This window comes from Brucella sp. (assembly GCF_032066345.1).
Lineage (GTDB): Bacteria > Pseudomonadota > Alphaproteobacteria > Rhizobiales > Rhizobiaceae > Brucella > Brucella pseudogrignonensis.
The window spans coordinates 1-23,724 of record NZ_DAMBKZ010000032.1 but is presented as its reverse complement, the minus strand read 5'-3'; the positions used below and the strand labels follow the sequence as shown (position 1 = coordinate 23,724).

Genomic DNA, 23,724 nt, shown 5'->3' with positions numbered 1-23,724 from the left:
GGTGTATGTAGAAAAACAAGAATTGCGGCAGTGAGGAGTCTCAGAATCATGACGTTATCGACGCGTATTGCGCCGCACCTTCCCTATCTTCGCCGTTTTTCGCGCGCCCTCACCGGGTCGCAGGCTTCGGGTGATGCATATGTAGCAGCCACATTGGAAGCCCTGATCGCAGATATAAGCATTTTCCCGCAGGCCTCCGCAGACCGGATCGCGCTTTATCGACTTTTCTGCAATCTTTACAAAACGGCCTCTGTTCAAATTCCGGAACCTGCTTCCGAGTTTGCTTGGGAAAAACAGGCAGCGCGCAATCTCTCACATATTGCCCCCTTGCCGCGACAGGCATTTCTCCTCGTCGCAGTCGAAGGTTTCAACGATCGTGAAGCAGCCGAAATTCTCGAACTCGAAGATGGTGAGTTCGGGCGAATTCTTGCAGCAGCTTCCACCGAAATCTCGAAGCAGGTTGCAACCCGCATCATGATTATCGAAGACGAGCCGCTCATCGCGATGGATATCGAGCAGATGGTGGAAAGCCTCGGCCATGAGGTCGTGGGTATTGCACGCACCAAAGATGAAGCGCTTGAGCTTTATCGCAAAGAAAAGCCGCGCATGGTTCTCGCCGACATCCAGCTTGCCGACGGCAGTTCGGGTATCGATGCAGTCAACGAAATTTTGCAGGACGATACCGTTCCCGTGATCTTCATCACGGCCTTCCCCGAACGCCTCCTGACGGGAGAACGACCAGAGCCGACGTTCCTGGTGACGAAGCCATTTAACCCGGACATGGTCAAAGCGCTCATAAGCCAGGCTCTGTTCTTTGAGGAAGCTGCGCAGGTTGCTGCGTAAAGTTTCTGCACATAGAGCGACCTTTGTGCTGTAGCCGGTAAGTTAGCCCCCCCTGTAAAGATCCGCTCTTTTCAGGGGGATTGGCTTTAAAGCGCATAGCGAAAGACCTGAATTCGCTTTCTCATAGCTGCGCACGAGGCAAATAACCATCCGTTTGAAAAAGCGTGATTTTTTTGGGGGCGGGACCTGTAAATTGTCTATTTCGAGGAACCAAAAGCATAGATCGAACGTTTCTCTTTCAATCAGTGAAGAGGAGATTCAAAATGCTTTATTACGCTCTCGTTTTTCTCGTCGTAGCTCTGGTAGCAGGTGCTCTGGGCTTCGGTGGTATCGCCGGTGCTTCAGCAGGTATCGCTCAGATTCTGTTCTTCGTATTCCTTGCCCTGTTGGTCGTATCTCTGATCGCATCGGCCATCCGCAAGGCGTAATAGACAGAAATCTGCTTACAGGCGGGGGGCGCTATATCGCCTTCCATAAGTCCAAAGAACCATCGCGCCGTTGTATGGCCTCAAACAACGGCGCGATTATTGGTTTTCATAACAAATCAAAACCTTTGAGCACTATGACAGTCAGCATCCATCCTAACACAATGCCGAGTGTCGTTCATTTTTCCAGTACCAGCTTTTATAAATCACCAGTCAATTTTGATTCTAAAACGGGCGGCAGTTGAGGCATTCATGGCAGCATCACACCAATCCCTCAAAGACACAGAGCCCGATGCTTCACGTTTGCGCGCACTGCTGAGAGCTGTCCGTAACAGCAATGTTTGCGTTCTGTATCAGACGCCCGACCTTTTCTATGCCTGGGGTGAAAATATTCCCTCCTACTGGCAGGAAAAATGGAGAGTTGGCGGTCAGGATTGCGATTTCATTTTCTCAACCTCTATGTCCCGGCTCGATCACGCCAAACGCACAGCGTTGGAAAGTGGAACCGCACAGAATGTCGAGCTCGCCATCAACGACGGCGACAAGCTGCGCTGGATAGAATTTCACATCGACTGCGATCGTGATTCTGAAGGCAATGTGCTCGGTCTTGTTACGACCGCACTTGAGATCAGCGAAATGAAACGCCGTGAGCAGGTGTTGAAAACACTGCTCCGCGAAGTCAGTCACCGCTCCAAGAATCTGCTCGCCATCGTGCAAAGCATTGCGAGCCAGACTGCTCGCTTCACCGATTCTGTTGATGATTTCCTTCTCAAATTTCGCGGCCGCATACAGTCCCTCTCCTATTCACAGGACCTGGTGACGGATTCCAATTGGCACGGAGCGTTGTTTCTCGACCTCGTTCATTCGCAGATCGAGAAATATATCGACATCAATGATGACCGCCTGACTGTCGAAAGTGATAATCCCTATCTCTTCCCGGGCGCGGCTTTGCATGTCGGCTTGGCGCTGCATGAACTGATTATCAATGCGACCTCTTTTGGCGGCCTCTCTATCCCTTACGGTCGCGTGGTGATTTCTGCAAAAATCCACCGCTCCGAAAAAGGCGATGAAGAACTCGTCATCCATTGGGAAGAAACCAATCCGGCCATGCCAGAGGTTTATAATCATGACCCGCGCTTTGGCAGTGCAGTCCTGCAACGGATCGTGCCAGCAGCAGTCGGCGGCAAGGCAGATTACCGCGTCGATGGCGCAGGTGCCGTCTATTCTCTGACAGTGCCAGCCGAACAGTTCGATTCCTGAGCTGCATATTTTAAACATCAATTATACCAAGGCGGCTCAAGATGCTGACGTATCACGCCTGGAACAAGTTCAGTTGCCACTTGAGCTTGAACAAAACTCCATGAGTCATACTCGTGGAGTTTTTGCATTAACGCGCATCCCGGAAAGGGTGAAACGCGCTCTACAGCATAATTCCTTAAACTTGAATCAGTTTAAGGAATTATGCTGTAAATTTAGAGTGTTAGAGAGACCTTTATGCGCCCGAGAGGGCGCATGGCGCTCTAAAGCTGGATAAAAGAGAAGCCGTTATGGTCCTCACCACAACGGCTTTTCTTTGAATATGCGGAACGCCAGCTGCATAAACGGGGGCGTCTGCGCGGCATTCTCGCTGCCCACTTCATACGGGGAGATTGAAGCGGGCGATGAAGACCACTTGCGGGGCGGGTTGTGGTCTTCATATGCAAAACGCCGATGAGCGATTTTAGTTCCGTTAGGATTTTATTTTTTTACAATAAAGTTCGAGACGGTGATGAACGATCTCATAACCGAGCGTGCGGGCGATTTCTTCCTGCAGTTTTTCGATCTTGTCAGAGCGAAATTCGACGACCTCGCCACTGTCCATATCGATGATATGGTCATGATGGGCGCCGCTCGCCTGTTCAAAGCGCGACGGCCCGCCAGCAAAAGCATGACGATGAATTGCGCCGCGCTCTTCCAGCAGCTTCATTGTCCGATAGACAGTCGAAAGCGAAATGCTGGTATCAATCTCGACCGCGCGCCGAAAAATCTCAAGCGCATCCGGATGGTCTTCCGTTTCGGTCAAAATATTGAGAATGATGCGGCGTGGCCGTGTAATTCGGACCCCAGCCTGCCGTAGCTCATACTCATAATCGGGTTTTTTGTGCGATTCACTCATAGCGCGATTATGCACCTCCCGAGCGCCAGTTGCAAATTTTCGCAACTGGCATTGGAACATCTCCCCAGACCATTTATCGATCACGCCTGCTGAGGAACCCTTTTCATCGTGTAATCACAGATAGACGAGGGGCGAAAGGCTCAGAACCAGCCCTAGGAAAGCAACAGAGCTGCGCCAGTAAAACAGGCCCCAAAGACCAAAAAGGATCCCTACCGGCGCCGTATAAACACAGAAAATGACGAGGTAGCCGTCGCTACCCACGCCGAAGAAGACGATGTAATAGAAAATGAATGCCGTCACGGCCCCAAAAATCAGGGATATGATCGCCGAGAAGCACCAATTCCGCTTTCTGACAGATTTCGATTGGTTCATGCCCGGCCAGTTCCTCGATTAAGTTCCTGAGCAGAACATAACATAATGGCACGCCGGCAATATCAGCGGCTAAGGGGCACCCATCCGGAAGTACGTGCCAGCCGCAGTGCCAAAGCCACCTGATGTTGTCTCATCGCAGAACGGTGTCGGAACATTGAGCGTAGCCCCGTCGAGACGTAACACCAGAGGGCCACCATCACCTTTGAATTCAGCCTCACTGGCTGATTTCTGCTCAAGTGCACCACTGAAGCTGCATACCCAGGTGCCGTTTGCCTGATCGGCAACATCAAGGCTCACGGTGAGCTTTCCGGATTGGTCCTTCTCGACATTAATGACGCCCCAGGCATTGCTCCATTTGCCTTCAAGCGAAGTGTTGTCGACAACCGACACCCAGTTCAGGAACTCTGCGCGCATTTCTGTCCGGTCATGCAAGCCGGTCAGTCTGTTGTCCAGATTGGACAGATTGCTTTCAAATGCTTCAGACCGGGTCTTGATAAAGGCGGCCTGATCGTTGCGAAGCGCTGTCTTCAAGGCCGGGCTGGATCTTTCAAGCAGTGCAGAATAGGCCAGCGACATCGCGCGATCCGCTTCGGCAATATCCGGCTTGGAGCAAATTGCTTTTTCCGTTGCGCTCGAAGCTTTACCACAGTCGAACCCGGCCTGAGCCAGTGCCGGAACCTGCAAGGGTGCGTAAATTCCCAAAGCGGCGCTTAAGATAAAGGCGTATTTCGTAAGACGCATTTTTTCACTCTCAGTATTCTAGCGGTTCGACTTGTGTCGACCTGTCTTTAATCGGGAGTAGATTTGTCGCAAACATTATCAGTTACTTATTTCATTAAGCGACGTTGAGATGGAATGCTAGAGACATCAGGCATCTCAAAAAGTGCGCGTGCATGTTTGCCACAAATTGACGTCATATCAATTTGCAAGTCGATCGATTTGATTGAGGTTGTTGAAATGACTGGTACGCCCAAGGGGAATCGAACCCCTGTTTGCGCCGTGAGAGGGCGCCGTCCTAACCGCTAGACGATGGGCGCGGAGCAAAAGCTACTGCCGATATAAGCCTGAACAGGCCCGAGTGCAATCAAGAGCACAATAATATGCTAAAATTGGAAAAGGCGGCATCGCTGCCGCCCTTAAACTCATCGATTACTCGACATTGCCGAGTTTAATACGGCCAACGATGCGAGATTCGCGATAGTCGTAAACGATAATTTCCGTGCCGCCATCCGGCAGCAATGTTTCCAGCGAAAGCTGCTGACCAGAAAGGCTCTGCGACAACAGGCGTGTGCCCGGTGCAAGTTCGATCTGCGATTCGATCAACTTGACTGGTTCCGGCTGAGGGGGTGCAATTGCAGCCTGTCCTGGAATGTCGGAACGGGCAGCTTCGGTCTCTGTTGCGTCCGGAGCACGATTGATCTTGTAGACAACTGCGACAAGCACAGCCATAAGACCAATCAACATAACACCGATGGAAACCGCAAGCAGACGGATCATCTTGCGACGGACTTTCTCCATCGCTGGATCAAGCGGGGGTTCCGGCTGCTGTTCTTCCGGATAATAGCCCTGCTGATAGTCCTGATATCCGGAATCCTGCTGATTCTGATATCGGGGATAGTGTGGATCCTGCATTAAATGACTCCGGTTCATGCACCCGCGTGGGCGCGTGATAACGAAGGGAAGAGACAATTGAAAGAACTAATTACCGACCTTGAGGCTGCGGGCAAAAGATTAGACCAGTGGCTGGCCGCAGCATTGGGGCCGGAACTCTCCCGCAGTCGCGTCCAGTCCCTGATTGCTGATGGCCATGTGACCATCGATGATGTCCCTGCCAGTGGTGCAAAGCAAAAGCTGCGCGAAGGTATGAAGATTACCGTCGTGCTGCCAGAGCCTGAACCTGCCGACCCGCAAGGCGAAAACATCCCGCTGGATATTCTCTATGAGGACGATGATCTCATCGTCATCAACAAGCCCGCAGGCCTGGTTGTCCATCCGGGCAACGGCAACTGGACGGGAACGCTCGTCAATGCCCTCATATATCATTGTGGCGATAGCTTGTCCGGCATCGGAGGAATCCGTCGTCCGGGCATCGTTCACCGTCTCGACAAGGATACCAGTGGCGTCATGGTCGTTGCCAAGAACGACCATTCCCATCGGCATTTAAGCGAGCAGTTTGCCGATCATGGCCGTACCGGCGATCTGGAACGCGCCTATCTCGCGCTTGTCTGGGGCATGACCGAGCGTCCGCAGGGCTATATCGACGCCCATCTTGGCCGCTCGCATCGCGACCGCACCAAACAGGCAGTCGTCAACGAAGAACGTGAAGATGCCCGCCATGCCATCACACACTATTCGACGATTGAAAAATTCGCCCCGCGCGAAGATGCGACAGCCTTGGCCTCGCTCGTCGAATGCCGCCTTGAGACCGGACGCACCCACCAGATCCGCGTCCACATGGCTCATATCGGCCATCCTCTCGTCGGCGACATGGATTATGGCAGCGCATACAAGACCAAGGCAAACAAGCTACCTGAGCCACTGAAAAACGCGGTGCAGGGTTTCCATCGTCAGGCGCTACATGCCTTTTTGCTGGCATTCACCCATCCGACAACGGAAGAAATCATGCGTTTTGAAGCGGATGTGCCCGAAGATATGGAGCAGCTTCTGGAAAATTTCCGCCAGCACTCTATATAATATTGATAAATCTAGCAGGTTCACACTGCATGAAACGACCTGTAAAAATTGCATTTTCAGGGCGGAAACACGGTGTCTTGAAAGGTTGCAGCCCATTTGGTGCAGCCCTTTAAGCTTGGGCAACTGTTCACATTCTAGTGACACATTGTTTCATGAGGTTAAGGATCGTGTTTTCGCCAAAATCATACCTATATATGTAAGCTCACGATGGAAGTGCAGGAGGCAGCCAGCGTGACAGGTTCGCCAAAAGGGAGCCTGAAATTATAAAGGAGGGTGCTCTATGGCCCAGGTTAATCTCCCAAGCATCACATCCGGTGACGGTGGCCTAACCCGTTATCTGGAAGAAATTCGCCGCTTTCCAATGCTTCAGCCGCAGGAAGAATACATGCTGGCGAAGCGCTATCACGAGCACACTGATCCGAAAGCCGCACACAAGCTGGTGACCAGCCATCTTCGCCTCGTCGCGAAGATTGCAATGGGCTATCGCGGTTATGGCTTGCCAATTGGCGAAGTCATCTCCGAAGGCAATGTCGGTCTCATGCAGGCAGTCAAGCGCTTCGAGCCGGAACGCGGCTTCCGCCTGGCCACATATGCGATGTGGTGGATCAAGGCTTCGATCCAGGAATATATCCTGCGTTCGTGGAGCCTTGTAAAGATGGGTACGACTGCCAACCAGAAGCGCCTGTTCTTCAATCTGCGCAAGATGAAGAGCAAGATTCAGGCGCTGGACGATGGCGATCTCAACCCCGATCAGGTCAAGCAGATTGCGACCAAGCTGAAGGTTAGCGAAGACGAAGTGGTTTCCATGAACCGCCGTCTGTCGGGTGACGCTTCGCTCAATGCGCCACTGCGCGCAAGCGAAGGTGAATCGGGCGAATGGCAGGATTGGCTCGTTGACGATAGCAGCAGCCAGGAACAGGTTCTGATCGAGCAGGACGAACTGGAAAGCCGCCGCTCGCTGCTTGAACAGGCCATGGACACGCTCAACGAACGTGAACGTCGCATCTTTGAAGCCCGCCGCCTTTCGGAAGACCCAATGACGCTGGAAGATCTTTCCGGCGAGTTTGGCATCAGCCGTGAACGCGTGCGCCAGATCGAAGTGCGTGCCTTTGAAAAAGTACAGGCTGCCGTCAAGGCTGCAGCTTTCAAACAGCAGAAGGCGTTGAACCATGTCGAGGAAGCTCACGCCTGAAACTGATAATTTTCAGACCTTCTACTGCCGCAAAGTGGGAAACCGTTTTGCGGCAGTTTGCTTTTGAAATGTATCAAGAAAAACAAAGTCTGATTTTCATACAGGATCGGGTTTCGAACCGCCTAAGCATCATTCGATGCAACCTGTCATCCAACCGATAAAAAACCGTCAAATAACTGTAATGGAATGGCTTTAGGCAACGTGACGTGTTTCACCGAAGCCTGAAGGTCTCCCAATGAAAAAGCTCCTGCTTGCTGCAACGCTCGCTCTTACTGCTGCCACTGCTGTATCTGCGTCTGAATATGTCTCTTATCTGGACTATCCTCAGAAAGAGCAGGACGGAAAAGAATTCTTCACTGCCATTGAAATCCCACAGGGCAGCTTCACCAAATACGAAATCAACGACAAGACCGGCCACATCATTGTGGATCGCTATCAGTCGATGCCAGTCGTCTATCCGGCCAATTACGGCTCGATCACCAGCACGCTTGCAGGCGACGGCGATCCTCTCGACGCGCTCGTCTACACCCGCGAACCAATCGTTCCAGGCGCAATCATCAAGGTTCGCCCAATCGGCGTTCTTAAAATGATCGATGGCGGCGAGACCGACGATAAGATCGTCGCTGTCCCTACCTCGAAGATCGACCCGACCTACGACAACATCAAGGAAATTGCCGATTTGCCAAAGATCGAGCAGCAGCGCCTTGAAGCTTTCTTCCGCGTTTACAAGCAGCTGCCTGAAGGCCGCAAGTCCGTTGAACTCGGCGGCTTCGATACTGCTGAAACCGCAGCAAACGAAGTAGCCAAGGCGATCAAGGCTTTCTCTGAAAAGAAATAATCAAGCGTATATCGCTGAAACGAAAAGGCCGCTCAAAGCGGCCTTTTTTATTTCGTCTCGTTTAGCTTGCGCCCAGAACGTCGTTGAAGACTTTCTCGCCCGGAACACCTTTTTCAAGGCTGATCAGTGCGCGACGGCCATTGCGATAGGAAATCGGAATATCGATCCACTGCAAACGACGCATCAGCGAAAGATTGGTGTCCTGTGCAGTCTTTGCGTCATTAAGCCAGATAATGAAGAAATTATCCGCAATCTTGGAAGGAACTGCAATCAGCGGATTGCCAGCTGCCTGTTCCGTATCTTTGAACGTTATACGCTGCACATTATCGACGACACCGCCGGCAAAATTATCTGGAACGGTGAAGACCATTTCGATCAGATGGCTCGCTGGAATCGACTGATCCGTATTTTTGCGGACCGTCATTTTCAGCTCAACCTTGCTGTCAGGCATGGTCACGCTGGCGCGAATAGCTGGGGCTGCAGGTTCACCCTCACTCGGGCTTTCCTGAATTTCCGACCAGACGACATTGCCGCGTTCAACAGAACCTGATTCCGTGCCGCCACGTTCTTCATAAAGCAGCGCCTGCTGGCCAACGGCCACGGCCTGCTGAGGCTGCTGCTGATTCTGGGTATTGGTTTGTTCGGCACCAGGCGTTGAAGCCGCGGTCGACTTGCCTTCACCCAAACCGTTCTGACCGCCCGATGGACCGTCATCGACTTCGCTGCCATCCGGCATCAGACGCTGCGTCATCTTCTGTTCTTCAGGCGTTGACGGCTGCTGACCGGTTTGTGTCTCACCCGTCTGCGGCTGTTCGGAGCCTGCAGTCTGTCCCGCCGGAGGCGTTTGCCCGTCAGGCTGTTGTGCTGTACCGCTATCGCCGCTTGCCGGCGCGTCGCTGCGACCAAGGCTTGATGCCAGCTCCTGAAGCTTGTCCTTGTTTGCCCAAACACCATAGCCTGCGCCACCAAGAGCGAGTACAGCAATAAGACCGATGATTAGCCCCTTGTAGGAACGCTTTTCCTTCGGGCTGCTGCGTTCGGTATATTCACCGCGACGTGCAAAGGCCTTCTCGTCTGCGCGATTCTGGTCGCGTTCCACTCCCCAGTCATCGCGACGACCGGGCTGAACCTGCGATGCTTCATCTTCTTTGTCATGGTCATCATCCGAGTAGCGGGGCTCGGTTGCGATCTGCGGTTCGCGATCTGCATAAGAAGATGTGTTTGCCGCACGCGTTGATTCGTGCAGAAAATCTTCCAACGGATCGGTCTGGGGTTCTTCAAAAGCCGGCTGGGAAGCTGGAGGCGCATAAAAGGCTTCAACTTCTTCAATAGCGTCTTCGAGGATTTTGCGCTGGCGAACAGCGACAACTTGCGAGGCATTCGCCGTCACAAGCTTCTGTTCAATCGTCGCGCGTGCCTTTGCATAGACACGCTGCCGCAGTTCAGGCGATTTGTCTGCCTGCGCATCGATTGTCTTTTTCAGAACCGCTACAAAATCCGCCATGCCGTTTTACCCAGTTTCCGCGAGTTCGAAATGCAGTAAATGTCTCAATAATCACAATAATCGATGGAAAGCAAAGGTTGCGGCAACGATTAAGTGAACGCTTTCAAAATGATCGCGAAAAAACCTTAAAAAAATACCCGGTCCGCCATGATGACAAACCGGGTGTTTTATTTTTGCAGAACCGAAGTTCAGATCAATCAATCCTGAAATGGATCGGTAACGAGGATCGTGTCTTCGCGTTCAGGGCTCGTCGAAAGCATTGCAACCGGCGCGCCGATCAGCTCTTCGATGTGGCGGACATATTTGACAGCCTGCGCTGGAAGATCGTTCCACGAACGCGCACCAGCTGTCGTTTCCGACCAGCCCGGCAGCGTTTCATAGATCGGCTTCACGCGAGCCTGCGCACCCATCGAGGATGGCAGATAGTCGATGCGCTTGCCATCAAGCTCATAGGCCACGCAGATCTTGATTTCTTCAAGACCGTCGAGAACATCAAGCTTGGTCAGTGCAATACCGGTGATGCCCGAAGTGCGAACCGTCTGACGAACGATAACGGCATCGAACCAGCCGCAACGACGCTTACGACCCGTCACCACACCAAATTCATGGCCCTTGGTGCCGAGGAATTCACCGATTTCATCGTTGAGTTCGGTCGGGAACGGACCTTCACCAACGCGGGTGGTGTATGCCTTGGTAATGCCGAGAACATATCCGATTGCCGTCGGACCAAGACCCGAACCGGCAGCTGCCTGACCGGCAACAGTGTTGGACGAGGTAACGAACGGATAGGTGCCGTGGTCGTTATCAAGAAGTGCGCCCTGCGCACCTTCGAAAAGGATGCGGTCGCCAGCCTTGCGGCGTTCGTCGAGAACGCGCCAGACCTGATCGATATAAGGGAGAATCTTGTCTGCAACCGAGGTCAGCTCTTCAAGAATGGTCGCAACCGCGATTTCTTCAAGGCCCATGCCGCGACGCAGCAGATTGTGGTGAGCAAGCAGACGCTCAACCTTTGGCTCTAAGGTGTCCGGCTCGGTCAGATCGATGACGCGGATCGCACGACGGCCAACCTTGTCTTCATATGCAGGGCCGATACCGCGCTTGGTGGTGCCGATCTTGAGGCCTTCGGTAGCGCCTTCACGCATTGCATCCAGTTCGCGATGAACGGACAGAATAAGCGGTGCGTTTTCTGCAATACGCAGAACTTCAGGGGTGATTTCGATGCCCTGGCCGCGCAGCTTTTCGACTTCCATGACGAAATGGTGCGGGTCGACCACAACACCATTGCCGATCACGCTCAGTTTGCCGCGTACAAGGCCGGATGGCAGAAGCGAAAGCTTGTAGCTGACGCCATCGATGACAAGTGTATGACCCGCGTTATGACCGCCCTGATAGCGCACGATCACATCGGCGCGCTCGGACAACCAGTCCACGATCTTTCCCTTGCCTTCGTCGCCCCATTGCGACCCGACGACAACTACATTCGCCATTGAGAAAACTCCTCGGTACGGCATCTCAGCCGTAAATATAGCCCAAGGATCGCAAGCAAACCCCGTCAATGAAACGCGGGGTGCTGATCCCTCGTCTCTATACAGACTCAATCCCGCTTGCGCGACTCTTTCATGCAGAAAATGCGAATATTTTCACGAAAACGTGGGAAAACGGCTCGCAAAACGTGGAAAACCATGGCTAAGCGGTGTCAAGAATGGGGCTATTTCGCGGCAAAACGCCTTTTAGCCAGCGCGGACCATATAGAGCGCCTCGTCCGAATAGCCTTTAAGCTTTTCTTCGAGTGCGGTCACATCACGGGTAACAAAGCCCTTTTTCTCCCAGAATCCCTGAGAACCATTAACGGCAACAAGAGCCATGGTGACGAAACCATCCCGCTCTGCCTGAGCGGCCATCAGCTCGACCACACGCGATGCCTGCCCGCCTGAGCGGACCACCGGCAGAAGTGCGATGTCGTGAATATAATAGGTGCTGGTTTCCTTCGGCAGCTCACCGAGAATCGAATTCAACGCAGGCACCGAATCGAGTTGCCATGGATGGCTGATGCCGTAACCGAGAATTTCGCTGCCATTGGCCAGCACAAAACAACCGGCCGGATAGACTTTGAAGCGGTCCCGGAAGACCGCCTCATCCTCGAAGAAGTCGGGGTGAACGACATTGGCCACGGCAGTTACGCGCGCTATGTCCTGCGCTTGCATTCGCCGCCATTCTGCCTGTTCAATCCCGTCTGTCATGTCGCTCAAGCTTCCTCGATGTTAAATTCCAAAGGTCTTGCCGCCTTGATTGCCTCTTGAGCAATGAGTTCGTCAAGTGCTGCTTGTGGAATCCTGTCATCGACATAGAGCATCGCGATGGCATCACCGCCCGGATGATTACGTCCGAGAGCGAAGTTTGCGATATTGATATTGTGCTTACCGCAGATCGTCCCGAGCAGACCGATCATGCCTGGAATGTCGACATTGGTGACATAAAGCATGTGCGGACCGACTTCCGCATCAAGGTTGATTCCCTTGATCTGGATGAAACGGGCCTTACCGTCCGAGAAGCACGTTCCTGCAATCGAGCGTTCACGTTCCGTGGTCTTCACGGTCAGCTTGATATAGCCGTCGAAGATACCCGACTTGTCGCGCTTGATCTCGGAAACGATGATTCCACGTTCCTTCACCATGATCGGTGCAGAAACCATGTTCACGTCAGCAACCTGCGGACGGATCAGACCGGCTAGTGCTGCACTGACCAGAGCGCGGGTGTTCATACCAGCTGTGGAGCCGTCAAAAAGCACTTCGACTTCCTGAATTGGCTCGTCCGTCACCTGACCGACAAAAGCGCCCAGAACTTCTGCGAGCTTAACGAAAGGCTTGAGACGCGGCGCTTCCTCAGCCGTGATCGACGGCATGTTGATCGCGTTGGAAACAGCACCCTTGACCAGATAATCCGACATTTGCTCGGCCACCTGGATCGCCACATTTTCCTGCGCTTCGGAAGTCGAAGCACCAAGATGCGGTGTGCAGACCACGTTGGGCAGATTGAACAATTCGTTGTCTGTTGCGGGCTCAGTCTCGAAAACATCGATACCAGCACCGGCAACATGGCCGGATTTCAGCGCCGCAACCAGATCCTTTTCAACGATCAGACCGCCGCGTGCGCAGTTGATAATGCGGACACCCGGCTTGGTCTTAGCCAGTGCATCGGCATTGATGATGCCGCGTGTCTTGTCGGTCAGTGGCGTGTGCAGTGTGATGAAATCGGCGCGCGCCAGAAGTTCATCAAGCTCCAGCTTTTCGACGCCAAGTTCCTGCGCCCGCGCTTCCGATAGAAACGGATCAAACGCAACAACATGCATCTTGAGGCCGATACCGCGCGCTGCAACCACAGCACCAATATTGCCGCAGCCGACCACACCAAGCGTCTTGCCTGTGATTTCCACGCCCATGAAGCGGTTCTTTTCCCACTTGCCAGCGCGCGTGGAAACGTCAGCTTCGGGAAGCTGACGCGCAACTGCAAACATTAGTGCAATTGCATGTTCTGCAGTGGTGATCGAATTGCCGAAAGGCGTATTCATCACAATGATACCACGGCGCGATGCTGCCGGAATATCGACATTGTCCACGCCAATCCCGGCGCGACCAATGACCTTGAGCTTCGTTGCTGCTGCGATCAGCTTTTCCGTTGCCTTGGTGGCAGAGCGGATAGCAAGACCATCATATTGGCCGATGACTTCGAGCAGTTTTTCTTTGTCCTTGCCAAGATCTGGCAGGTAATCAACTTCAACGCCGCGGTCTTTGAAAATCTGAACGGCGGTCGGCGACAATTTATCGGATACGAGTACGCGAGGTGCCATAAGGGCCTCCTTCGAATTGTACGATAATGAAAGGCAAGCAGGCTATGACCGTCCCAACTCCGGCCACAGCACTGTCATCGCTTGCGATTATGCAGCGGCTTTCAGGGCAGCTTTCTGTGCAGCAAAGGCCCAGTCGAGCCATGCAGTCAGGGCTTCAAGATCAGAAGCTTCAACCGTAGCACCCGCCCAGATACGCAAACCGGAAGGCGCATCGCGATACGCACCGATGTCGAAGGCAACGCCTTCTTTTTCGAGCGCCGAGACGATGCCCTTGGCAAAAGCTGCCTGTGCATCAGCCGAAAGCGCCGTCACTTCCGGATCAACAATCGTCACGCAAACAGATGTGTTGGAGCGCGTTTCAGGCTTCTGAGCCAGATTAGCGATCCATGGCGTCCGCTCGATGAAAGCATCAAGCACAGCAAAATTTGCATCCGCACGTCCGACAAGACCGTCGAGACCGCCGACAGAACGCGCCCAGCTCAGTGCATCAAGATAATCTTCAACGCAGAGCATCGAAGGGGTGTTGATGGTTTCGCCGACAAAGATGCCTTCGATCAGCTTGCCGCCAGAAGTCAGGCGGAAAATCTTTGGCAGCGGCCATGCTGGCTTATAGCTTTCCAGACGCGCAACAGCGCGTGGGGAAAGAATGAGAATGCCGTGTGCGCCCTCGCCGCCAAGCACTTTCTGCCATGAGAAAGTGACAACATCGAGCTTTGCAAAATCAAGACGCTGCGCGAAAGCAGCCGAGGTCGCATCGCAAATGGTCAGGCCTTCACGATTTGCAGGAATGAAATCGGCATTGGGTACGCGAACGCCGGATGTGGTGCCGTTCCAGGTGAAAACGACGTCACGGTCGAAATCAACTTCAGCAAAATCAACCAGTTCGCCATAGGGCGCAACAAAGCTGCGGGTATCTTCCAGCTTGAGCTGCTTGATCACGTCTGTGACCCAGCCGGAGCCGAAGCTTTCCCACGCGACCATATCAACGCCGCGCTCACCGAGCAGTGACCACAAGGCCATTTCCACCGCACCCGTGTCGGATGCAGGCACGATGCCAATGCGGTAATCAGCCGGAACGCCGAGAATTTCGCGGGTAAGGTCGATGGCTTCTTTCAGCTTGGTCTTGCCGATTTTCGCACGGTGCGAACGGCCAAGCGGAGCATCGGCAAGCGCTTGAAGCGACCAGCCAGGGCGTTTAGCACAGGGACCTGAAGAAAAATTAGGGTTAGCCGGGCGAACTGCCGGCTTCGCAATCGTCGTCATTTTGTTTCCTATCCTCTCAGATAGCACGCGCCTCGTTGGGGAGGCGTGGCCCGCTGATGAAAATATCGGAAAGCAAAAATTTCACAAGGCGGCGCGAAAGATTATTTGTCGCAGCAAAAAGGCCCGGAAATCCGGGCCTTTGAATTCAATGATAAGCGTTTTCAGCCGCCAAACATGTAACGAAGACCCACACGGACATCGTGGATGTTCATGCCCTTGTCGTAGCCGTCGCCAACCCATTGATTGCCTTCAAACATCTTACCACCATTAATATGACGGAAGCGGTAACCAGCATCGAGCTTGAGGCTCTGTGTCAGATCAACAGATGCACCTGCCATAAGAGCATAGGTAAAGCGCCAATCGGAAGCGCCTTCCTGCATATTGCCATACCGCACATCATTCAAATCAGCCCATTTGACACGCGTGCCACCAATACCGGCACCGACGTAAGGCGTTACACCGCCGAAATTGCCGAGATCTACATAGGCATTTGCAAGAAGTGAAAGGGCGGAATAATGACCACGCTCGTCGGAAGCACAATCGATGTCGCCACCGCAATTTGCGCCAAACGTATTACCGTTAAACTTGGAACGCGTCATGTAATCAAGCGTAACATCGGTACGGAAGTAGTCTGTGACCTGATAGCCGACGCCACCACCGATCAAGAATGATCCTTTCAGATCGCCATGTAGTGTATTACTGCCGAAGGTTGGACCTCCAGAACCACATGTCGCACAATCATCAATTGTCGCATAATCAGCACGCTTGAACCGATTCCAAGAATAACCGATATCGCCACGCAAATACCAACCACCAACGGCTGGCGGAGCGACAACGACTTCCGGCACTGGCTCGATATAATCTGCTGCGAAAGCCGCAGGAGCCATTGCCGTCAGGGCAGCCGATACAGCAAGGCTTGCGCAAAAGGTTTTAATAAGACTGTTCATTCATCTGCCCCATCAATCTGTCACGCCACAACCGCGTCGGAACCGAGTTTTCAAAGGCAGAATATTCAGGAAAAGTTAAATACAACTTAACCTTGTTTTTTAACTACGTTTATTAACAGTTGCTAAACTACAACCTCTGCTGCACCGGACAAAAAAATAGCGCGGACAAGCCGCGCCATTTCTAATGAGATCGATGTTTTATCAGGCCGCAGCACTTTCCGAAGAAATCACGTTGATGATGTCATTGACGACCTTTTCAACGAGTGCGCGGTCATCGCCTTCCGCCATGACCCGGATGAGCGGTTCAGTTCCGGATGGACGAATAACCAGACGTCCCTGCGAACCCAGACGATCAGTCGCTTCGTCGATAGCGCTCTTGACCTTCTTGTTCTCAAGCGGCTTTCCGCCAGCAGTACGAACATTCTTGAGGAGCTGCGGCACTGGCTCAAACTTGCGGCACAGTTCGCTTAGCGGCTTGTTCTCTTCCTGAGCAACAGCAAGAATCTGTAGCGCAGATACCAGACCGTCGCCAGTCGTTGCAAAATCCGACAAAACAATATGACCGGACTGTTCGCCACCAACATTGAAGCCATGCTCGCGCATATGTTCAACCACGTAGCGGTCGCCAACCTTGGTACGGGCCAGCGTCATATTGTGATCATGCAGGAAGCGCTCAAGGCCGAGATTGGACATGATCGTCGCGACAATGCCGCCGCCCTGCAGACGATCCGATTTAGCCCATGATTCGGCAATAACTGCCAGAAGCTGATCGCCATCGATCACGGTGCCGTTTTCATCGACAAGCAGAACGCGATCCGCATCGCCATCAAGCGCAATACCGACATCGGCGCGCACTTCATGCACCTTCTTCATCAGACCAATCGGATGGGTCGAGCCGCAATCCTCATTGATATTGATGCCGTTCGGCTCATCATTGATGGTGATGACTTCTGCACCCAGTTCCCAGAGTGCTGCAGGCGCAACCTTGTAGCCCGCGCCATTGGCGCAATCGACCACAACGCGAAGACCATTAAGCGAGATATTGCGCGGCAGCGTGCGCTTCGCAAATTCGATATAGCGATAGATATCGCCGTCGACGCGCTTGGCCTTGCCCACTTCACCGTGGGTTGCGAGATGCGCGGACAGATCGCTGTCGATCAGGCTTTCAATCTGCAACTCTATCTCATCGGACAGCTTGAAGCCATCAGGGCCAAACAGCTTGATGCCATTATCATAGAAAGGATTATGCGAAGCCGAGATCATCACGCCGATATCCGCACGCAAGGAACGGCAGAGCATGGCGACCGCAGGCGTTGGAATTGGACCGAGCAGAAACACATCCATACCGGCGGCAGTGAAACCTGCAACCAATGCGTTTTCCAGCATATAGCCGGAACGGCGCGTATCCTTGCCGATCACGACGCGCGAGGCCTGGCCTTTGCGGCGGAAAATATGCCCGACAGCCATACCAACTTTCATGGCAATATCAGGCGTCATCGGAAAGCTGTTGGCCTTGCCGCGAATGCCGTCGGTTCCAAAATATTTACGTGTCATATTCTTAGCCTTGCGTTGCGCCATAGAGCTGTCTCGAACCAATCAAATACAGTCGCTGTTAATCCGTGAGACGGCAATGGCATCCGGGATTGTTAGCCCGGTAATCGATTGTCTGCGTTATTACCGCAAAACCACCCGTCATTGCAATTTCGCCTTTCGGAGAAACAAACTACTTTAAAGCGTGAAACTCCAAATCTTTCCTATGATGCGCCGAAATCATTAACCGAGCCTTTCTCATCTGGTCTGCCAAAAAAGCAGAAAAGCCGGACAGACTGCCCGGCTTTTCGTAAGTTTTGCAGATGCTTATTGCGGCTGCGGGTTTGGTTCGATGCCAGGTTCACCACCTGGTTCCTCACCCTTACGCTTGCGCGGGCTACCGGCTTTCGGCACGCCCGAACCGCGTGACGGCGTATCATTGCCCTGATCGCGCGATGGCTTGTTGCCAGCAATCAGTTCCTTGATTTCATCGCCGCTCAGCGTTTCGTATTCGAGCAGACCTTCAGCCAGAGCAATCCAGTCCTCGCGCTTTTCAGTCAGGATGCGGGTTGCTTCGGCATAGGCTTCATCAACCAGACGACGCACTTCACCATCAATGATCTGCGCGGTTGCTTCCGAGATATTCTGCGTGCGCGAAACCGAATGGCCCAGGAACACTTCTTCCTGATTGTCGCCATAGGCAACGCGACCGAGCTTGTCGGAATAACCCCACTGCGTCACCATCGAGCGCGCAAGCTTGGTTGCCTGCTGAATATCAGAGGATGCACCGGACGTGATGTTTTCCTTGCCGAATTTCAGCTCTTCCGCAACGCGGCCACCCATCAGGATCGCAAGGCGCGATACCATCCAGGTATAGGTTGCCGAATAACGGTCGCCTTCAGGAAGCTGCATCACCATACCCAGCGCACGACCGCGCGGAATGATTGTCGCCTTATGAACAGGATCGGTGCTCGGTACGTTGATCGCAACGATGGCGTGACCTGCCTCATGATAAGCCGTATTGGCCTTTTCCTGCGGCGTCATGGCGGAACGGCGTTCCGCACCCATCATGATCTTGTCCTTGGCGTCTTCGAATTCCTGCATGGTCACGAGACGCTTGTTGCGACGCGCAGCCATAAGAGCAGATTCATTGACGAGGTTTGCAAGATCGGCACCGGAGAAGCCCGGCGTACCGCGTGCTACAACCTTGAGATCAACATTGGGTGCAAGTGGCACATTGCGCACATGCACTTTGAGGATCTGTTCACGACCAACGATATCCGGGTTCGGAACCACAACCTGACGGTCGAAACGGCCCGGACGCAGAAGCGCTGGATCAAGAACGTCAGGACGGTTGGTTGCAGCAATCAGAATGATTGATTCGTTTGCTTCAAAGCCATCCATCTCGACGAGGAGCTGGTTGAGTGTCTGTTCGCGTTCGTCGTTACCGCCGCCAAGACCGGCACCACGATGACGACCGACAGCATCGATTTCGTCGATGAAGATAATGCAAGGCGCATTCTTCTTGGCCTGTTCGAACATGTCACGGACGCGGCTTGCACCAACACCAACAAACATTTCAACGAAGTCAGAACCAGAGATCGTGAAGAACGGAACATTGGCTTCGCCTGCAACAGAGCGCGCGAGCAAAGTCTTACCGGTTCCGGGAGGGCCTACGAGCAGAACGCCGCGTGGGATCTTACCGCCCAGACGCTGGAACTTCTGCGGATCACGCAGGAATTCGACGATTTCTTCGAGATCCTGCTTGGCTTCTTCAACGCCTGCAACGTCCTGGAACGTCACACGACCATGCGCTTCGGTCAGAAGCTTGGCCTTCGACTTGCCAAAGCCCATCGCACCGCGCGAGCCACCCTGCATCTGACGCATGAAGAAAATCCACACGCCGAGAATAAGGATCATCGGCAACCATGAAAGCAGAATGCCAAGGAGCGAGCTGGAGCCGTCGCTTTCAGGACGAGCGGTGATTGCAACGCCCTTCTCTTCAAGACGAGAAACCAGTCCGGTATCACCCGGCGAATAGGTCTGGAAGGTCGATCCGTTATCGGCAAACGTACCGCTGATCCGTTCACCAGTGATGGTGACCGCTTTCACGCGTCCGTTTGAAACGTCATCGATAAATTGGGAGTAAGAAACTTCACGGGAATTCGTGCGCTGGCCAGGACTCTGGAACAGGTTGAACAGCGCTATCAAAAGTAGAGCAATGATCGCCCAGAGGGCGAAGTTGCGATAGTTCGGATTCATATCGGGTCCAATCGATACCACGGCCACCCGAGAAAAGGGCGGTACGATGTTTCGGCTTAACATAGGATCGAAGGAAGGCCTTGCCAAGGCGCGAGAGCCCCCTCACCTTCGATTCTTGTCAATCTGGTTTATAAAAATTAGGACATTCACGGCCAAACCGCTTTTCAACGGCATTTGCCAACCCAAAATCATAGCCCGGAAGCACATGATCGAAGATTGCGAAGTGTTTCTCGACAGTGATTCCTGCAGGCAGCTGCTGCCCGTTAACTGCTGGAAGTTGCAATAGTTTGCCGTTTTCATAGATAGCAGGCAAAACCAGCAAAGCGTCTCTTTGAACGGAATCGACGTCTAGTTCGGAAAGCTCTATGAAATCTGCCAGCTCTTGGCGATCCGGGCTCCGTATCTCCAGCGTGCGGTTGCCCTCATTTGTGAAACGAAACCGCCCGTCCCAGATAATCCGCTGACCTGTCTCAATCCGCATAATCGGCAGGTTGCGCCTCTCACGACGAAACCGGTGCGGCAATCCTCTTCGCCCAAGTTCGACGAGTGCTCCAAAAACCGTCATACGATCAGTTTTTTCATTCCCGGACAAAACTCTTTCAATGCGTGATCGCTCGGCATCGCCGGGGAGAAAACGTCGTCCGCCTGCAATAGATGCAAGCAGGCCTGAAAACAGACGTCGAACATTTTCTGGCAATGCTGCATAAATTTCCGCGTCGACCGAGATCGTGCCGAGAGGGCTCATCTTCACGCAGTCTGGATCAGCCAGCGCTGACATCAGCGCCGCGTTGTCGCGTTTACGTGCAGCACCTGCCAAAGCGATCTGTGCGAGGATCGTTTCCGGATCTGCTTCTGCAGCGGAAGTGAGCCTTACACGCGGACGCTCATAGCTGGTGTTGACGTTGCTTGGATCATCTATCCAGCGGATACCCTTCTTCGTCAGTTCATCACGCAACGTCATGCGCGACTGATCAAGCAGGGGGCGGATCAGTTCAACAGAACTCTCCAGCCACGAACGGGAAGCCATGGCGGCAAGTCCACGCGCTTCCGAATGAGAGCTTCGCTCCTGACGCATCAGAAACGTCTCTATCTGATCGTCGCGCGTATGACCTGTCGCGATAAAATCAGCGCCCACTTCCTGTGCGGCCTGAACCAGCAAGCGGTAGCGCGCCGACCGCGCTGCTGCCGCAATGCCGGTCTTGGGCTTGGCTTCTTCCCAAGCAAAAACGCGATGTGCAATGCCGTAGGCATGGCACAGTTTGCCGACATTTTCCGCTTCATCGGCGGATTCAGCGCGCAGGCGATGGTCGATGGTAACAGCTGTCAGTGGCGGCGGATTTTCCAATGTCGCCAGATGATCTTTGAGGAGGAAAAGGAGCGCAAGAGAATCGCTGCCACCTGAAACAGCAGCAACAATTCCTTTTGCACGCTCAAGTCCGAAGGGTTCAAAAATTTTGATCGGGGAAAGCCCCACTCATAGTCTCCAAAATCAGCATTTAATACGCGTGCGCTCGTCCGTGACCCGCTTCAAAACTGCCGGCGCTGCATTCGGATAGCGGTCCGGAATCTGCTTGAACGTCGCGCATGCAACATCGTGATTATCCATTTTCTCAAGCGTCATGCCGAGCTTGAACATATTCTCCGGCGCACGTTTTGAATCCGGATAATCGCGCTGCGTATCGATGAATACCGTCGCAGCTTCTGGGAAACGTGATTGACCGTAAAGCGATTCACCCAGCCAATAACGCGCCTCAGCTGTCGTGGGGTCCGCAGGGTAGCGTTTGATATGCTCACGGAAACCAGTCTCGGCGGCCTTGTAATCGCCCGACATCAGATACTGATAGGCAGCCTGATAGAGCGAGTTCGGATTGTCGTCAGTCGGCAGAGAAGCGACAGCCTGTCCTGCAGGAAGAGCTGCGCCATGTTCAACCGGGCGCGGCTGAGCATTGATCGTTTCGCCGATTACATTGCCATTGTTATCGAAACGAATGGAGCCGAGCGACTGTGGCGGCTCCCCACGCTGCGGGCCGTCCTGAGGAGCTGCGCCAGAACCAATAGCAGTGGAATCGGCGCCCGATGGATTGTTCGCCGCCGTTTGAGAAGAAGAACCGAAATTACCATCTGACGAAGCACCGCCTGAAACCCCGTTATCGGGGTTTCCAGCCGGAGCTGCATCAGCCAGCGATGTACCGTTGTTGCCATCTGTCGGCGCACCAACGGCATCCGCACGACCACCATTTTCCAGCGCCTGGAAACGGCGTTCATTTTCTTCCTGCATCTTCTGCATCTGGTCCTGCAATTCGAGAACCTGGAAGTTCATGGCTTCAGCGCGAGCGCCAAGCGTATCGGCAATAGCTGTAGGATTTGGCATACCCTGTGCGCAAAGATCGCTGCCCGGCGGCGGCGTAACGGGAGCATCCTGACCGGCGCTTGCCTGCGCGGGTGCCGAGCCGCCCTTTTTCTTTTCCAGCTCTTCAAAGCGGAACTGGTTGTCGTCCTGCGTCTTCTGCAGCTGTTCGTTGGTGAACGAAATCTGAGCATCCACATCCTCTACCTTACCGGTGAGATTGCGGATCACTTCCTGCTGCAAGCCGGGACTTTGCTGATAGCCACCCTGACCGCCAGCACCATTATCGCGCATCGCGTCGTCAAGAATAGCCGTTGAGCCGATGCTCACATGATTCTGTGCGCCGCCTCGGCCCTTTTCGAGTGCCTGAAAGCGGGTTTCATTGTCGCGCTGAATTTTAAGCATCTTGTCGCGCAACTGCAGAATGCGTGCATAAGACTGCGCATTCTGGTGCGCAAGATTACATACCTGCTGCGCGAACTGGTCACCGCCGGGATTACCCGCCTGCGCCAGCTGGATTTGCCCCTGCTGCGAAGAAACAGATGCCGCCAGAACCGGAGCACTTGCCAAAAGCGGCAACATGGCAAAAGCCAGTGTCACTTTCCTCATTGGTTTCCTCATTCCCTTTTGCCCCTATCGCTCATTTCCGAAAAATGATGGTGCCCTGAAATTATGGCCGCGATAAATATCGTCATGTTCCCGATGTTCAGGTATCGCGCCTGAATATTATCTGAACACCCGATTTCTCACGGCTCTTCTCAGCTTTTAGAGAAAATCCATAAAAAGCAAAGATGCTTTCCCTATGACACAGGCGACTTCGGCCAAAATTTGTCGAAGCGGCTAATATGCGCCTGCCAAAACGAAAAAAGCGGCCAAAAGGCCGCCTTTTCCGTATGAGTGTTGCGATATCGCATATCCAGTGAAGGCGCGAACGCAATCAAACGAGATGAGGTGTTCAACACCTCAATCTGTTTATTAGCTGCCAGCACCGTTAAGAACGGTAACGGCACGACGGTTCTGAGACCAGCACGAGTCGCTATCGCAAACAGCGATTGGACGTTCATTACCGTAGGAAACGGTACGCATACGGCTGGTTGGAACGCCACGAGCTGCAAGGAAGTCACGGGTTGCAGCTGCACGACGCTGGCCGAGTGCCAGGTTGTATTCGCGTGTACCGCGTTCGTCGGCATGACCTTCAACAGTGATCGAGTACTGTGGGTAGCGCTGCAGCCACTGAGCCTGCTTCGACAAAGTCTGCTGTGCATCGGCACGGATCAGCGAAGAATCGAGATCGAACAGAATGCGGTCGCCAACATTCACAGTGAAATCCTGCGACGAGCCGGGCGTAGCAGCGCCACCAGCAAGGCCAAGATCACCGGCATTGTTTGGAAGGTTCTTCTTGGACGCACAACCAGCAACGGCGAGCGTCATGAAAAGGGCAATAGCGATAGGGCTACGTGCAATCGACTGGAAACGGCGCATGGGCCGGAGCTCCTTAAGATTTG

The 23,724-nt window shown here is 53.5% G+C and carries 21 protein-coding genes and 1 tRNA gene; 6 read left to right on the top strand and 16 right to left on the bottom strand.

The window, feature by feature from the left end:
- Nucleotides 1–48: 48 nt before the first annotated feature.
- From RT142_RS23345 to RT142_RS23335, 3 genes are all read left to right on the top strand, one after another.
- On the top strand, nucleotides 49–843 hold the full coding sequence (locus tag RT142_RS23345) for a response regulator (RefSeq protein ID WP_007876537.1): 795 nt from the start codon (nucleotides 49–51) through the stop codon (nucleotides 841–843).
- A gap of 263 nt (nucleotides 844–1,106) precedes the next feature.
- Nucleotides 1,107–1,271, top strand: coding sequence for a DUF1328 domain-containing protein (locus tag RT142_RS23340; protein ID WP_007876538.1), 165 nt, complete (start codon nucleotides 1,107–1,109; stop codon nucleotides 1,269–1,271).
- A gap of 249 nt (nucleotides 1,272–1,520) precedes the next feature.
- Nucleotides 1,521–2,528, top strand: a complete 1,008-nt coding sequence (locus RT142_RS23335; protein ID WP_007876539.1) for a sensor histidine kinase — start codon at nucleotides 1,521–1,523, stop codon at nucleotides 2,526–2,528.
- 469 nt (nucleotides 2,529–2,997) lie between these two features.
- On the opposite strand, the gene RT142_RS23330 is transcribed toward RT142_RS23335, so the two are convergent.
- The 5 genes from RT142_RS23330 to RT142_RS23310 form a co-directional block, all read right to left on the bottom strand.
- Complete coding sequence (locus RT142_RS23330) at nucleotides 2,998–3,423, bottom strand: transcriptional repressor (RefSeq protein ID WP_007876540.1); 426 nt, start codon at nucleotides 3,421–3,423, stop codon at nucleotides 2,998–3,000.
- A 114-nt stretch (nucleotides 3,424–3,537) separates the two neighbouring features.
- Nucleotides 3,538–3,795 carry a hypothetical protein gene (locus RT142_RS23325; RefSeq protein ID WP_039860144.1) on the bottom strand — a complete coding sequence of 86 codons (258 nt, stop codon included), beginning with the start codon at nucleotides 3,793–3,795 and terminating at the stop codon, nucleotides 3,538–3,540.
- A gap of 69 nt (nucleotides 3,796–3,864) precedes the next feature.
- Entirely contained in the window at nucleotides 3,865–4,536 is a 672-nt protein-coding gene (locus RT142_RS23320) for a lysozyme inhibitor LprI family protein (protein WP_007876542.1), read from the bottom strand.
- A gap of 221 nt (nucleotides 4,537–4,757) precedes the next feature.
- Nucleotides 4,758–4,832 (bottom strand) — tRNA-Glu (locus RT142_RS23315).
- Between the two features lie 112 nt (nucleotides 4,833–4,944).
- Nucleotides 4,945–5,427 (bottom strand): hypothetical protein, encoded by a 483-nt coding sequence (locus RT142_RS23310; protein ID WP_007876543.1) that lies wholly within the window; start codon nucleotides 5,425–5,427, stop codon nucleotides 4,945–4,947.
- A 3-nt stretch (nucleotides 5,428–5,430) separates the two neighbouring features.
- Here RT142_RS23310 and RT142_RS23305 point away from each other — a divergent pair, with 3 nt between their 5' ends.
- The 3 genes from RT142_RS23305 (at nucleotide 5,431) to RT142_RS23295 (ending at nucleotide 8,519) form a co-directional block, all read left to right on the top strand.
- Complete coding sequence (locus tag RT142_RS23305; protein WP_313031916.1) at nucleotides 5,431–6,489, top strand: RluA family pseudouridine synthase; 1,059 nt, start codon at nucleotides 5,431–5,433, stop codon at nucleotides 6,487–6,489.
- A 280-nt stretch (nucleotides 6,490–6,769) separates the two neighbouring features.
- Nucleotides 6,770–7,681 carry an RNA polymerase sigma factor RpoH gene (gene rpoH / locus RT142_RS23300; RefSeq protein WP_007876548.1) on the top strand — a complete coding sequence of 304 codons (912 nt, stop codon included), beginning with the start codon at nucleotides 6,770–6,772 and terminating at the stop codon, nucleotides 7,679–7,681.
- Nucleotides 7,682–7,916: 235 nt separating this feature from the next.
- Nucleotides 7,917–8,519 carry an inorganic diphosphatase gene (locus tag RT142_RS23295; protein WP_007876549.1) on the top strand — a complete coding sequence of 201 codons (603 nt, stop codon included), beginning with the start codon at nucleotides 7,917–7,919 and terminating at the stop codon, nucleotides 8,517–8,519.
- A 61-nt stretch (nucleotides 8,520–8,580) separates the two neighbouring features.
- On the opposite strand, the gene RT142_RS23290 is transcribed toward RT142_RS23295, so the two are convergent.
- The 11 genes from RT142_RS23290 to pal form a co-directional block, all read right to left on the bottom strand.
- Nucleotides 8,581–10,023, bottom strand: a complete 1,443-nt coding sequence (locus RT142_RS23290) for a transcriptional regulator (protein WP_079212258.1) — start codon at nucleotides 10,021–10,023, stop codon at nucleotides 8,581–8,583.
- 197 nt (nucleotides 10,024–10,220) lie between these two features.
- On the bottom strand, nucleotides 10,221–11,510 hold the full coding sequence (locus RT142_RS23285) for an adenylosuccinate synthase (RefSeq protein WP_007876553.1): 1,290 nt from the start codon (nucleotides 11,508–11,510) through the stop codon (nucleotides 10,221–10,223).
- Between the two features lie 243 nt (nucleotides 11,511–11,753).
- Complete coding sequence (locus RT142_RS23280) at nucleotides 11,754–12,263, bottom strand: GNAT family N-acetyltransferase (protein ID WP_007876556.1); 510 nt, start codon at nucleotides 12,261–12,263, stop codon at nucleotides 11,754–11,756.
- A gap of 5 nt (nucleotides 12,264–12,268) precedes the next feature.
- Nucleotides 12,269–13,870, bottom strand: coding sequence for a phosphoglycerate dehydrogenase (gene serA, locus RT142_RS23275; protein WP_064321036.1), 1,602 nt, complete (start codon nucleotides 13,868–13,870; stop codon nucleotides 12,269–12,271).
- Between the two features lie 87 nt (nucleotides 13,871–13,957).
- Nucleotides 13,958–15,133, bottom strand: a complete 1,176-nt coding sequence (locus tag RT142_RS23270) for a phosphoserine transaminase (protein WP_007876560.1) — start codon at nucleotides 15,131–15,133, stop codon at nucleotides 13,958–13,960.
- A 161-nt stretch (nucleotides 15,134–15,294) separates the two neighbouring features.
- Nucleotides 15,295–16,080 (bottom strand): outer membrane protein, encoded by a 786-nt coding sequence (locus tag RT142_RS23265; RefSeq protein WP_079212262.1) that lies wholly within the window; start codon nucleotides 16,078–16,080, stop codon nucleotides 15,295–15,297.
- A gap of 201 nt (nucleotides 16,081–16,281) precedes the next feature.
- Nucleotides 16,282–17,634, bottom strand: coding sequence for a phosphoglucosamine mutase (gene glmM / locus RT142_RS23260; protein WP_193435245.1), 1,353 nt, complete (start codon nucleotides 17,632–17,634; stop codon nucleotides 16,282–16,284).
- A gap of 303 nt (nucleotides 17,635–17,937) precedes the next feature.
- Nucleotides 17,938–19,872: an ATP-dependent zinc metalloprotease FtsH gene (gene ftsH, locus RT142_RS23255; RefSeq protein ID WP_007876567.1), complete on the bottom strand. Its 1,935-nt coding sequence runs from the start codon at nucleotides 19,870–19,872 to the stop codon at nucleotides 17,938–17,940.
- A gap of 118 nt (nucleotides 19,873–19,990) precedes the next feature.
- Nucleotides 19,991–21,346, bottom strand: a complete 1,356-nt coding sequence (gene tilS / locus RT142_RS23250) for a tRNA lysidine(34) synthetase TilS (RefSeq protein WP_079212263.1) — start codon at nucleotides 21,344–21,346, stop codon at nucleotides 19,991–19,993.
- Nucleotides 21,347–21,361: 15 nt separating this feature from the next.
- The gene (ybgF, locus tag RT142_RS23245; protein WP_079212264.1) at nucleotides 21,362–22,840 is read right to left on the bottom strand and encodes a tol-pal system protein YbgF; all 1,479 of its coding nucleotides are present in this window, start codon (nucleotides 22,838–22,840) and stop codon (nucleotides 21,362–21,364) included.
- Nucleotides 22,841–23,194: 354 nt separating this feature from the next.
- Nucleotides 23,195–23,701, bottom strand: a complete 507-nt coding sequence (gene pal / locus RT142_RS23240) for a peptidoglycan-associated lipoprotein Pal (RefSeq protein WP_007876572.1) — start codon at nucleotides 23,699–23,701, stop codon at nucleotides 23,195–23,197.
- Nucleotides 23,702–23,724 lie beyond the last annotated feature (23 nt).

What these genes read in the sequence shown, in the direction of transcription:
- RT142_RS23320 (WP_007876542.1), bottom strand. Translation starts at nt 4,536, where the DNA reads ATGCGTCTTACGAAATACGCCTTTATCTTAAGCGCCGCTTTGGGAATT.
- ftsH (WP_007876567.1), bottom strand. Translation starts at nt 19,872, where the DNA reads ATGAATCCGAACTATCGCAACTTCGCCCTCTGGGCGATCATTGCTCTA.
- ybgF (WP_079212264.1), bottom strand. Translation starts at nt 22,840, where the DNA reads ATGAGGAAACCAATGAGGAAAGTGACACTGGCTTTTGCCATGTTGCCG.
- RT142_RS23290 (WP_079212258.1), bottom strand. Translation starts at nt 10,023, where the DNA reads ATGGCGGATTTTGTAGCGGTTCTGAAAAAGACAATCGATGCGCAGGCA.
- RT142_RS23265 (WP_079212262.1), bottom strand. Translation starts at nt 16,080, where the DNA reads ATGAACAGTCTTATTAAAACCTTTTGCGCAAGCCTTGCTGTATCGGCT.
- RT142_RS23330 (WP_007876540.1), bottom strand. Translation starts at nt 3,423, where the DNA reads ATGAGTGAATCGCACAAAAAACCCGATTATGAGTATGAGCTACGGCAG.
- glmM (WP_193435245.1), bottom strand. Translation starts at nt 17,634, where the DNA reads ATGACACGTAAATATTTTGGAACCGACGGCATTCGCGGCAAGGCCAAC.
- pal (WP_007876572.1), bottom strand. Translation starts at nt 23,701, where the DNA reads ATGCGCCGTTTCCAGTCGATTGCACGTAGCCCTATCGCTATTGCCCTT.
- RT142_RS23295 (WP_007876549.1), top strand. Translation starts at nt 7,917, where the DNA reads ATGAAAAAGCTCCTGCTTGCTGCAACGCTCGCTCTTACTGCTGCCACT.
- RT142_RS23345 (WP_007876537.1), top strand. Translation starts at nt 49, where the DNA reads ATGACGTTATCGACGCGTATTGCGCCGCACCTTCCCTATCTTCGCCGT.
- serA (WP_064321036.1), bottom strand. Translation starts at nt 13,870, where the DNA reads ATGGCACCTCGCGTACTCGTATCCGATAAATTGTCGCCGACCGCCGTT.
- RT142_RS23305 (WP_313031916.1), top strand. Translation starts at nt 5,431, where the DNA reads ATGACTCCGGTTCATGCACCCGCGTGGGCGCGTGATAACGAAGGGAAG.
- RT142_RS23310 (WP_007876543.1), bottom strand. Translation starts at nt 5,427, where the DNA reads ATGCAGGATCCACACTATCCCCGATATCAGAATCAGCAGGATTCCGGA.
- RT142_RS23335 (WP_007876539.1), top strand. Translation starts at nt 1,521, where the DNA reads ATGGCAGCATCACACCAATCCCTCAAAGACACAGAGCCCGATGCTTCA.
- rpoH (WP_007876548.1), top strand. Translation starts at nt 6,770, where the DNA reads ATGGCCCAGGTTAATCTCCCAAGCATCACATCCGGTGACGGTGGCCTA.
- RT142_RS23325 (WP_039860144.1), bottom strand. Translation starts at nt 3,795, where the DNA reads ATGAACCAATCGAAATCTGTCAGAAAGCGGAATTGGTGCTTCTCGGCG.
- RT142_RS23270 (WP_007876560.1), bottom strand. Translation starts at nt 15,133, where the DNA reads ATGACGACGATTGCGAAGCCGGCAGTTCGCCCGGCTAACCCTAATTTT.
- RT142_RS23340 (WP_007876538.1), top strand. Translation starts at nt 1,107, where the DNA reads ATGCTTTATTACGCTCTCGTTTTTCTCGTCGTAGCTCTGGTAGCAGGT.
- RT142_RS23285 (WP_007876553.1), bottom strand. Translation starts at nt 11,510, where the DNA reads ATGGCGAATGTAGTTGTCGTCGGGTCGCAATGGGGCGACGAAGGCAAG.
- RT142_RS23280 (WP_007876556.1), bottom strand. Translation starts at nt 12,263, where the DNA reads ATGACAGACGGGATTGAACAGGCAGAATGGCGGCGAATGCAAGCGCAG.